The sequence below is a fragment of the Bradyrhizobium sp. genome (genome assembly GCF_017881085.1).
Taxonomy (GTDB): Bacteria; Pseudomonadota; Alphaproteobacteria; order Rhizobiales; family Xanthobacteraceae; genus Bradyrhizobium.
Map to the genome: position 1 here is coordinate 1 of NZ_JADGRI010000201.1, position 10,033 is coordinate 10,033.

Below are 10,033 nucleotides of genomic sequence, written 5' to 3' on the forward strand. Positions count from 1 at the left end.
GTTACTCATTTGATACCCCCGACATCGGAAAGCGAGTTGGTTACAGCAATCGCCATGCCAGGTCGGTTCAATAATGCACCTAAGAACCGCGCTGCCTAAGAGCACATGATACCACCGAATGCCTGACAGAATTACTACCAGAATATGCATCGCGCCATCTGTGCGAGATCAATTTCCCCTTATCCAATTCGATAAATGATCCTTCGTCGGAGGAGGGTGTGGGGAGCACAGCCTCGTTTGGCCCTATTGAACCCCGCGGGGTCGTGCTCTCTAAACCGTGGGTGATCATCAATCTTCTTCGATCCATAGGTTGATTTCCGGGGCTGTAATGTTGCGTCGTGTGGGCTGATGAGGATTCAACGTACCGGCTGTGACCTTCATTCCTTCAGAAAGCTTCGCCTTTGCAAATTGCTTGGCCTCGCTCTCCGTCGGGAATGATCTTGTCTGTCTAACAGAAGGTGCTCGCGACGAAACAGGTCCCCGTGGTTTCGGCGTATCGACCGAAACGAACCACCGATTGATGAGAACTGTATGTCTGGCCATGACGGCCGCTGTGGGGCAATTGGAGATATCGAACAATGTCACAAGCCGAAGCCACGCCGCAGTGATCCAAATCAAACTGCTCAATCATCGATCTCTCGCCAGCTTACGGCGACCCCAATGCCTTTCCTTCCGGTCCGGGATGAATGCCCGTTCGACGGGACGATTCAATGCCCGCATCACGCCTATCGGGGCGAACATCGTTGGGCCGCCGCTCTCAGCAACTAGCAGAAGTGCTTCCATGGCGGCCTGCCATTCGGTTGGATGTAAAGGTAGACGCCTTGCATCCGACATCCTGATTTCAAGGCGGGTCTTACCTGCCTTAGCTGTTCGAACATATGCGGCGGTAAAGGCCGTACGCGCGCCCTGAATGCGAGCAAATAAAACAATTGCATCAATGGGATGCTGGAGCCGCGGGCAATTTATCCTTGTGGTACCGTTGGGTGGTCTCGAACCACCGACCTCCTGTTCCAGGCGAGCGGAATCAAGCCAGGCCTCATCCAATGCACGAACGCAGTTGTTTCCTGGCCCCCCGATGCAGGCCGTTCGCAGTTCGCCACGACCCTGGAAATACCGATGTGACCTCGTTTCCAGAAGGTTTCTTTTGAACGGCGACTATGACGTTGAGATCGCACTTTCAGGTGAAGTCAATGAAGCCGGTGGTCTCGCGCCCGCACTTGCCTACATGTCGCCTCTCACCGCGACGGCATCGTTCTTGTTCAACGCAAACGGCACACGCAGCGAGTCGCGTGATCATAACTTCACCGAAAATATCCAATTATCGGTTCGAGCCATTTATGCGGACTGGGAGACGGGTCTTTATCCACGAGGCCCGCCGTTCGGTCCTGCTTGCCATTTGCCCGCCCTTCACCCACAATTCCCGACTATTGCTTCGAGGGATTCGCGATGGCTATCTGGTCCAGGAAGTGCCAGCTCGGTCTGATGCTGGCGACTGCGCTTTCGGTGGTGATGTGGCCCGCGGCCGGCCACGCCTATACCCCCGAGGAGGAGCAAGCCTGCAGCGGGGACGCGATGCGCCTCTGCAGTGCCTTCGTTCCCGATGTCGACCGCATCACGGTCTGCATGATCCAGAACAAGTCGCAGCTCAGCCCGGGTTGCCGCGTGTTCTTCAGGTCTGAGTCGGACGCCGCGGTCACCCCGGTCAATGTCGGCAGGCCGATGAGCATCAAGCCGGAAGACTCGCGAAAGACGGTCGGCGCCAAGCCGCGAAAATCCAGGAAGCCAGCGAAGCCGGACGAGGACTGATCGCGCGACCGCGCTTTGGCCCTGCTTGCATTGCCGAGCCGCCGAGGCAGCGCAGCCCGCATCCGACCAGCCGCTTTCCGTCCAAGCTTGCGCGAGGCTGTTCGTTTTGCGATGCGCGGCCAGCCGCTGCCTCCTTTGCGGGCACAATTCGCGGCCGTTCGGACTCGTTTTGTTCGATCCGCCCTGCCGTTCGCGCGAAAAGCGGTTGCGCGGATGCTCGGACAGGTTGAATGCGAATGGATTGGATGTCGGCCTCCCCCCGAGAAGATCGCACGACGACTCCGACACGCGCTTTTTTCGATTCGATTTTCCCGTATTTTTTCGTGCTGCGCTGCGGGGTGTGACTCAAAAGCCAACCCATGTGATTAATCAGGGGTTGCAGCCCAATTGGTTGTAAATTTTTCTTTCACGAATCAGCGCGCTGATTCATTTTCGCGTTCTGGGGTCAATCTGGAGGCCAAGGTATGAACGTCATTGTTTTCGCTTCGCGTAAAGGCGGCTCGGGAAAAAGTACCCTGGCCGCCCATCTTGCTGCGCATGTCCATAAGGCAACGAAACCCACTCTGCTTGTCGACGCTGATCCGCAGGGTTCGCTGACTCTCTGGCACAAGCTGCGCGGCACCAACGAACCGCCGATCAAGACCGCGGTCAATTCCGTAAGCGGGATCGTCGCAGCGGCGAAACGTGACGGCTTCGAGTGGGTTTTTATCGACACGCCGCCGAATCTGTCGGCCGTCGTAGAGGATTCCATCAAGAACGCCACCATGGTGATCATTCCGGCGCGGCCGGGGGTATTCGACGTCAACGCCGTGCAGGAAACCATTCAAACCTGCCGCGCCGCGCGCAAACCCTATGCCGTGGTGCTCAACGGTGCGCCTGCGCGCCGCGACGATGCGGAAAGCCCGATCGTCACCATCGCGCGTGAATCGCTGGCCAAGTTCCGGGCGCCGGTTTGGGGCGGCCAGATCACCAATCGCGCCGACCTGCTGATGGCGCTCAGCCATGGTGAAGGTGCGCGCGAATATTATGCGGAAGGGCGTGCGGCGGCGGAGATCGGCCGGCTGTGGGCTGCGATCGAACGCTCGGTGAAGGCGATCCGCGGATCGGCCTCGGCAAGCGGCGCGATGCACAAGCAGGCGGCTTAACCAGGCCGCGTCTCATGGACGAACAAAGAACGCGCCGGCTTCGCGCGTTTTTCTGTTGTGAATCGTTATCCCCACGTAACGGCTGAGGCGTTACGCGGGAATGACGCTGTTGTAGCCGGAAATGTTGGTTGCTGACGATGTTCTGATTCAATCAGAACCGATCAAGGTCTACGCGACCATCAGCATGTAGAAGACGATCACTGGCGACAGGCCCAGGATCACCGACCAGATGCCCAGCGTCCAAAGAATGTCTTCGGTGGTAAAACCCTGTTGTTCCGGGAATGGATTATCCTGAGTACTCACGACGCCCCCGCGCTTCTTGCTTTTGTGGGTTCGGTGATACGCGGGAAATTTTAAAAAAGCCGATCGCGATTTCGCACGCTTTTGACCACAGGTGCTACCGCGGATTAACCAACGCGGCTGGCTTGCGAGCCTGTCAGCTTCCGGTCAGGAGGCGCAAGGCCACCACCGGCGCCACGCCCAAAAGCATCGCCCACAGGCCGAATGACGACACCAGAAGTAGATCCTGCACGGCTTCGGCGCGCGCGGAAGCCTGATTGGCGGCTTCTCGAATGGTTTGAGTGGTCATAGTTTTCCCCGTCGGATTATCGTTGGGGAATTCCATAGGCCTCAAACTCTAAAGTAGGTGCCGCCATGTCATTCGGATTCGACGCGCCGTTGTCACCGCGTGTTAACCACGCAAATTGCCCACTCGAATTGCCGTCGCCGCCTACCGGTCGGCGCGGCCGACCACGTCCATCAGCTCCGCGATCTTGCGGCGCTGAACGGCCTTGTCGCCGGAGTTGATCGCGTGCTCGACGCAATGGGCGACGTGGTCGCGCAGGATCTCCTCCTCGATGCGGCGCAGCGCGCCGCCTTCGCGGCCGCGATCTGCGTCACCACGTCCTGCAATAACGGTCGTCCTCCACCCTGCCGGCGCCCGCGGATCTGGCCTTCGATTCGTCTCAGTCTTTTCAGGCAGGAGGTCTGACCGACGACAACGGGACCGCCGCGCGCGCCGAAGTGGCTGTTCCAAATCCCTCAAGCTTTTAGGGCCTTACCGGGGAACATAGGAACAGTCTGATCCGTCAGCGCCAGCGGCTTTTCTCGCGGCAAAATTGTGGGTCGTTCTCAATAAAGGTTTAACTGGTAAAGAGATACTGTCGCCGATCGCATCTGTCACGAAGGCGCTCAACATGCGACATCTTACCGTCTATAATCGTTTTGCGATGATCATCGCGGTTTTGACCGTTGTCTTCGTCGCTGCGCTAGCCGCTCAAGTGATGGTCCTTCGCAATACCGTCATCGAGGAACGTCGGACCAAGGTGTTCGATCTGGTCGAGGCCGCGAAGAAGGTCCTGGCGAATTACGAGGAAAAAGCCAAAGCCGGCAAGATCCCGGCGGAGGAAGCACGGCAGCTTGCTTTCGATGCGATCGGCGCCATGCGCTGGGGCAAATCCGCCGATTATCTCGGAGTCTACGGCGCCGGCAGCACCAATGCGGGCGTCACCTATGTGCATGCCAACCCGAAATACATCAATGTCAATCGCTGGGATTACAAGGACAATCAGGGCCAGCTGCTGATTCAAAATATCGTTGGCAAGGCCCGCACCGGCGGCGGTTTCCTGGAATACCAGGTGCCGAAAGCGACGGGTGGTCCCGAGCTGCCGAAGCTCAGCTATGCCGGCGGATATGGTGAGGGCGACAAGCTGCTCGCCATCCAGGCGGGCGGCTATACCGACGATATCGATGCGGTGGTGTTCGAGCGTGCGATGTGGATCGCGGCCGGCGGTTTGGCGGGCTTGCTCGTCGCGGGATTGGCCGCGTTCTTTCTCGGTCGCGGCCTGGTTCGTCCGCTCGGTGCGATATGCAGCGTCATGGACGATCTGGCGAAGGGTGAGTTGAACGTTGAGGTCCCGTTTGTCGAGCGTCGCAACGAGATCGGCCATATCGCGCGCAGCCTGACCGTTTTCAAGGATCGGTTGATTGACAGCGAACGTCTCCGCGCCGAGCGGGAGGAGGCGACGGCGCGCGCCGTAGCGGAACGGAAAGCGGCAATGAACCGGATCGCGGGCGAGTTCGAGAAAAGCGTCGGCGGAATTGTCGCCGGGGCCGCTTCGGCAGCCACCGAAATGCAGCGCTCGGCGCAATCGCTGTCCGCAATCGCGCAGGAGACGACGCGGCAGAGCACCACCGTTGCCGCGGCCGCGCAACAGACCACGACGAATGTGCAGACCGTGGCTGCCGCGGCGGAGGAACTTTCGACATCTGGACAGGAAATCTCCCGACAGATCGCTCACTCGTCATCGATCGCGCAAAGCGCGGTTGCCCAGGCCGAACGCACCAATGCCATGGTGGACGGGTTGCTGGAGGCGACACAGAAGATCGGCGAAGTGATGGGGCTCATTCAAAATATCGCCGGACAGACCAACCTCTTGGCCTTGAACGCGACGATCGAAGCCGCGCGGGCCGGCGAGGCAGGCAAGGGCTTCGCCGTGGTGGCAAGCGAAGTGAAGGCGCTGTCGACCCAGACCGCGAAAGCGACGGAGGAGATCGCCGATCAGATCCAGGCGATCCGCGACGCTACCGGGGCCACGGCTGGGGCGATACGCGAGATCGGCGCCACCATCGGGCAGATCGACGAGATCGCCACAACGATCGCCGCCGCCGTGGAGGAGCAGGGTGGATCGACCAAGGAAATTGCGCGCAGCGTGCAGCAGGCCGCGCAGGGCACGCAGGGGGTCATGCAAAACATTGCAGGCGTGACGCAGGCATCGGGCCAGGTGGGAACTGCCGCCGAACTGGTTCTCGGTTCGGCCGGCGAACTCGCGAAGCAGTCCGAGCGCCTGAAGCAGGAGGTCGAGAGTTTCCTCGCGACTGTCCGGGCGGCGTAGCCTCACTACGGACGTGGAGCAGCTGTTCGTCCTTTTGGAGGACCCTCGGCGCCGGGTTCCGGGTCCAAAATGCCAATCTCCCGGTCGAGACTCGCGGCGAGCGCAGGGCTCACTTCCGTCATCGGCAGCCGGACTTCGGGGCTGTCGATCAATCCTGTCCGCCACAGCCAGTACTTGATCGGCGCCGGGCTCGGCTCGGAAAACAACAGCCGGGTCAAATCCGCAACCGACTGCCAGCGCGCCAGCGCCGCGTCATGCTCGCCTGCCGCCACAACACTGCAAATCTCCGCAAACGTCGCGGTTTTGACATGCGCAGACGCCAGGATGGCGCCGTCGGCGCCGTCGCTCAGCGCCTCCTGATATTGCGCGTCTTCGCCGGTCAGCACGGCGAAGTCTTGCGGACGCCGGCGCAACAGGTCGAGCGACTGGCCGCGGTCCGCGCAGCAATCCTTAAGGCCGACGATATTGGGATGATTGGCAAGCCGCAGCATCGCCTCGTTGCCGAGATTGACGCCGGTCCGGTAGGGGATGTTGTAGAGCAGCACCGGATGCGCGGCGCGATTGGCGAGCGCGCGGAAGTGAAGCTCCAACCCCCGCTGCGACGGGCGCGAATAATACGGGCAGGAGATCAGATATCCATCGATCGGCCACCCTGCGGTTCGCTCGAGCCTGTCCGAGAGCGCGCGTGTGTCGCTGCCGGACAGGCCGAGGAGAATCGGAAGATTTCGCAGCCTCGCGGCTTCGTCCCGCACCATGACCACCAGCCGTTCGGTTTCACAGGGCGACAGCGTGAGGCTTTCGCCGGTGGTGGCGGCAAGCACCAGCCCGTCAAGGGGCAGCGCAACATAATGCCGGACCAGCCGCCGCAGCGACGCCTCGTCAAGCGCACCGTCGCGGAACGGCGTGATCAGCGGCAGCCAGAGCCCATGCAGGCAGGCTCGAAGATCGGAAGTTCGAAGGTCGCTCATTGGTCCATCTCCTGGACGGGAAGCCGGAGACGGGACACCAAAAAAACCCCGTCCAGACGGCGGGGTTTTGCGGGTCGGTGCTGGTTGAAAAGTCTATCGCGCGCGCCGATCTGAAGCCCCGGGAACGGGAGCTTTTTTCGACGACGCTGCGATGCAAAGATTCGTGATCATCCGGGAATGATGATCGGCGGCGCCGCGCCTGTCAACGCGCGGAATAGGTGCAGCCGCGTGCACCCAGCTGCACGGTGAGACGCCGATCGAGACTTGATACCAAAAAAAAGCCGGGCTCAATAGAGCCCGGCTTGAGGTATTGGCCACGTGAGGCCGACACAATCACCTTCCAAGAGGGATTACTGAGCTTCCGCGCCACTGGAGGAGGGGGACAAATGCGCAACGCGACGGCTCAGCGTATCCACATTATGGTCCGCGCCGGTGCCTTGCGGCAACCACCCCCGAAGCATGTCAGTCATGCGGTGACCGGGGGCTCTGATAAAGCGCAAGATTACGATGGCCAGCGCTGCGCTTTGCTCACCACGAAGTCGCGGAACACCTGCACCCGCGCCACCGTCTTCAGCTCTTCCGGATAGACGAAATAAGTGTCGAGCTGGATCGAGTCGGATTCCCCGAACAGCTGCACCAGGCGGTTGTTTTCCTCGACCAGATAGTCGGGCAGCGCGGCGATACCGAGCCCCTGCTGGCAAGCGCGCACGAGGCCGAGGATGTTGTTGACCTTGAAATAGGCCTCGCGCGGGCCCGAGCCATTGCGGCCGGCATCGATCAGCCAGTTGCGGTTCTGCAAATGCGGTTGAACTTGTGTATCGCTCAGCATGATGATGCGATGCGAGTCGAGGTCGTCGAGGGTGCGCGGCGTGCCAAAATGCTTGATGTATTCCGGCGAGCAATAGGCGTGGAAGCCGATCGAGAACAGCTTGCGCTGGATCAGGTCGGGCTGGGTCGGCTTGCGGGTGCGGATCGCGACGTCGGCTTCCCGCATCGAGAGGTCGAGTTCTTCGTCGGTGACGATCATGGAAATCCGGATCTCCGGATAGAGCGCGGTGAACTCGTGGAGCCGCGGAATCAGCCAGTTGATACCGAGGGCCGGTGGTGTCTGGATCTTAAGATCGCCGCTCGGCCGCTCACGGCTGTCGGTGAGTTTCGCGCGTGCCGCCTGCAGCTGCATGAACACGTCATGCGCGGTGCGAAACAACAAGTCGCCCTGCTCAGTGAGGATGAGGCCGCGCGCATGGCGGTGGAACAGCGACACCGAAAGCTCCTGCTCCAGCGCGCTGACCTGCCGTGAAACGGCCGATTGCGACAGGCCGAGCTGCTCGCCGGCATGCGTGAAGCTGCCCGCTTCCGCCGCCGCGTGAAACACCTTCAGCTTGTCCCAATCCATGTCGGTAAATCCGCCGCGGGTTCGTGCCATGATTATTCCGCCGCCGCGCGGTCGCTGGCGCGCAGTGCGAGAAAGCGTTCGGCTTCGAGAGCGGCCATGCAGCCAAGGCCGGCGGCCGTTACGGCCTGCCGGTAGGTTTCGTCGGCGACGTCGCCGGCGGCGAACAGGCCTGGCACCGAGGTGGCGGTCGAGTTCGGAGCCACTTCGACATAACCGGACGGTTTCAGCTTGATCTGGCCGAGCACGAGGTCGGTGGCCGGCGCGTGCCCGATCGCGATGAAGACGCCGTCCGCCGGCAGTTCGGAGAGCGCGCCGGTCTTGACGTTCTTCAAGCGGACATGGGTGACCTTGCCAGGGTTCTCGGTGCCGCAGATTTCGTCGATGGCCGAGTCCCACACCACCTTTATCTTGGGGTGCTTGAACAGGCGGTCCTGCAGGATGCGCTCGGCCCGGAAATGGTCACGGCGATGCACGATGGTCACCTGGGACGCAAAATTGGTCAGGAACAGCGCTTCCTCGACCGAGGTGTTGCCGCCGCCGACCACGACGACCTCCTTGCCACGGTAGAAAAACCCGTCGCAGGTAGCGCAGGCGGAGACCCCAAAGCCCTTGAATTTCTCTTCGGAGGCAATGCCGAGCCAGCGCGCCTGCGCGCCGGTGGCGAGGATGACGGTTTCGGCGAGATAGACGTCGCCGGAGTCGCAGGTCAGGCGGAACGGCCGCTGACCGAGCTCGAGTCTGGTGACGAGATCGGTGATGATCTTGGTGCCGACATGGGCGGCCTGTTTCTCCATCTGCTCCATCAGCCAAGGGCCCTGGATGACGTCGGCATAACCCGGATAGTTCTCCACGTCGGTGGTGATGGTGAGCTGGCCGCCGGGCTGGATGCCCTGGATCAGCACGGGCTCTAACATCGCGCGCGCCGCATAGATCGCAGCCGTATAGCCGGCCGGGCCGGAACCGATGATGACGACCTTGGCGTGGATGGGAGCAGGCATAGAGAAGTCCCTCTCTTAAGGGAATTTGGTCGGGGCTTGGGCGAAAAGCGCCCGGAAGGCATCGCCCCGGCGCCGAAAGTGTCAAATCCAAGTCTAAGATATCTGGCAAGCTATGCAAGAATTGCAATCCATATCAGCGAAATTTCCCCTTTGCCGCCAAAAATGGCGCGGCGCACGCGCAATAAAATTGCGCCGGGGCCATAGGCTGCGCTAAGACTGTTGCCAATTGTTCCCACCTGCTCTGCCAGCCCAGGATCCGGACCCGCGTGTCGAAGAACCTTGACGAGATCGATCTCAAAATCCTCAGCGAAATCCAGGCCGACGGCCGAATCACCAATGTCGAACTGGCCAGACGGGTCGGGATTTCGCCGCCGCCCTGCCTGCGCCGGGTACGGACGCTGGAGGAAGAGGGCTACATCCAGGGCTATCGCGGGCTGCTGGATCCGCGCCGGCTCGGCTTCGACGTCACGGTGTTCGCATCGGTGCACTTGTCCAGCCAGGCCGAGGCGGACCTGCGGGCGTTCGAGGAGTTCGTGCGCGCCGAGCCGTTGGTGCGGGAATGCTGGATGCTGTCGGGCGAGGTCGACTTCATCCTGAAATGCGTGGCGCCCGACATGGCGACGTTCCAGGATTTCGTCACCCATCTGACCGCGGCGCCGCATGTCCGCAATGTCAGGACGTCGCTGGTACTGCACAATTCCAAATACGAGGCGGCGGTGCCGCTGGAAGTGAAAGTGCCGGGGTGAGTTTACGAGTCATTCCGGGGCGACGCCAACGGGTCCGCGCGAGGCGCGGCCCGATGACAGGCTCCGCGTCGAACCCGGAA

The 10,033-nt window shown here is 61.2% G+C and carries 10 protein-coding genes and 1 pseudogene; 4 read left to right on the top strand and 7 right to left on the bottom strand.

The window, feature by feature from the left end; translation table 11 throughout:
• Positions 1 to 627 precede the first annotated feature (627 nt).
• Positions 628 to 834 (bottom strand): hypothetical protein, encoded by a 207-nt coding sequence (locus tag QZ213_RS18280; protein ID WP_291687510.1) that lies wholly within the window; start codon positions 832 to 834, stop codon positions 628 to 630.
• Between the two features lie 648 nt (positions 835 to 1,482).
• Here QZ213_RS18280 and QZ213_RS18285 point away from each other — a divergent pair.
• Both QZ213_RS18285 and QZ213_RS18290 read left to right on the top strand, forming a co-directional pair.
• Positions 1,483 to 1,806 (top strand): hypothetical protein, encoded by a 324-nt coding sequence (locus QZ213_RS18285; RefSeq protein WP_291687511.1) that lies wholly within the window; start codon positions 1,483 to 1,485, stop codon positions 1,804 to 1,806.
• Positions 1,807 to 2,270: 464 nt separating this feature from the next.
• Complete coding sequence (locus QZ213_RS18290; protein ID WP_291687502.1) at positions 2,271 to 2,951, top strand: ParA family protein; 681 nt, start codon at positions 2,271 to 2,273, stop codon at positions 2,949 to 2,951.
• Between the two features lie 168 nt (positions 2,952 to 3,119).
• Here QZ213_RS18290 and QZ213_RS18295 read toward each other — a convergent pair whose 3' ends face one another.
• The 3 genes and pseudogenes from QZ213_RS18295 to QZ213_RS18305 all read right to left on the bottom strand — a co-directional run bounded on the left by QZ213_RS18295 (position 3,120) and on the right by QZ213_RS18305 (position 3,911).
• The gene (locus QZ213_RS18295) at positions 3,120 to 3,254 is read right to left on the bottom strand and encodes a hypothetical protein (RefSeq protein ID WP_291687503.1); all 135 of its coding nucleotides are present in this window, start codon (positions 3,252 to 3,254) and stop codon (positions 3,120 to 3,122) included.
• A gap of 133 nt (positions 3,255 to 3,387) precedes the next feature.
• The gene (locus QZ213_RS18300) at positions 3,388 to 3,540 is read right to left on the bottom strand and encodes a hypothetical protein (RefSeq protein ID WP_291687504.1); all 153 of its coding nucleotides are present in this window, start codon (positions 3,538 to 3,540) and stop codon (positions 3,388 to 3,390) included.
• A 141-nt stretch (positions 3,541 to 3,681) separates the two neighbouring features.
• Positions 3,682 to 3,911 (bottom strand): annotated as a pseudogene (locus QZ213_RS18305) (metal-sensing transcriptional repressor).
• 236 nt (positions 3,912 to 4,147) lie between these two features.
• On the opposite strand from QZ213_RS18305, the gene QZ213_RS18310 reads away from it, so the two are divergent.
• A complete protein-coding gene (locus QZ213_RS18310; RefSeq protein WP_291687505.1) occupies positions 4,148 to 5,845 on the top strand; it encodes a methyl-accepting chemotaxis protein in 1,698 nt (565 codons plus the stop codon).
• 5 nt (positions 5,846 to 5,850) lie between these two features.
• Here QZ213_RS18310 and dapA read toward each other — a convergent pair whose 3' ends face one another.
• From dapA to trxB, 3 genes are all read right to left on the bottom strand, one after another.
• A complete protein-coding gene (gene dapA / locus QZ213_RS18315) occupies positions 5,851 to 6,813 on the bottom strand; it encodes a 4-hydroxy-tetrahydrodipicolinate synthase (protein ID WP_291687506.1) in 963 nt (320 codons plus the stop codon).
• 502 nt (positions 6,814 to 7,315) lie between these two features.
• The gene (locus QZ213_RS18320; RefSeq protein ID WP_291687507.1) at positions 7,316 to 8,239 is read right to left on the bottom strand and encodes a LysR family transcriptional regulator; all 924 of its coding nucleotides are present in this window, start codon (positions 8,237 to 8,239) and stop codon (positions 7,316 to 7,318) included.
• 2 nt (positions 8,240 to 8,241) lie between these two features.
• Positions 8,242 to 9,207, bottom strand: coding sequence for a thioredoxin-disulfide reductase (gene trxB, locus QZ213_RS18325; protein ID WP_291687508.1), 966 nt, complete (start codon positions 9,205 to 9,207; stop codon positions 8,242 to 8,244).
• Positions 9,208 to 9,473: 266 nt separating this feature from the next.
• Between trxB and QZ213_RS18330 the strand changes: the two genes are divergently transcribed.
• Positions 9,474 to 9,953 carry an Lrp/AsnC family transcriptional regulator gene (locus QZ213_RS18330; protein WP_291687509.1) on the top strand — a complete coding sequence of 160 codons (480 nt, stop codon included), beginning with the start codon at positions 9,474 to 9,476 and terminating at the stop codon, positions 9,951 to 9,953.
• The last annotated feature ends 80 nt before the right edge of the window (positions 9,954 to 10,033 follow it).

Excerpts from the sequence above, each read along its gene's own strand:
- QZ213_RS18280 (WP_291687510.1), bottom strand. The coding sequence starts at position 834 with ATGTCGGATGCAAGGCGTCTACCTTTACATCCAACCGAATGGCAGGCC.
- QZ213_RS18285 (WP_291687511.1), top strand. The coding sequence starts at position 1,483 with ATGCTGGCGACTGCGCTTTCGGTGGTGATGTGGCCCGCGGCCGGCCAC.
- QZ213_RS18290 (WP_291687502.1), top strand. The coding sequence starts at position 2,271 with ATGAACGTCATTGTTTTCGCTTCGCGTAAAGGCGGCTCGGGAAAAAGT.
- QZ213_RS18300 (WP_291687504.1), bottom strand. The coding sequence starts at position 3,540 with ATGACCACTCAAACCATTCGAGAAGCCGCCAATCAGGCTTCCGCGCGC.
- QZ213_RS18310 (WP_291687505.1), top strand. The coding sequence starts at position 4,148 with ATGCGACATCTTACCGTCTATAATCGTTTTGCGATGATCATCGCGGTT.
- dapA (WP_291687506.1), bottom strand. The coding sequence starts at position 6,813 with ATGAGCGACCTTCGAACTTCCGATCTTCGAGCCTGCCTGCATGGGCTC.
- QZ213_RS18320 (WP_291687507.1), bottom strand. The coding sequence starts at position 8,239 with ATGGCACGAACCCGCGGCGGATTTACCGACATGGATTGGGACAAGCTG.
- trxB (WP_291687508.1), bottom strand. The coding sequence starts at position 9,207 with ATGCCTGCTCCCATCCACGCCAAGGTCGTCATCATCGGTTCCGGCCCG.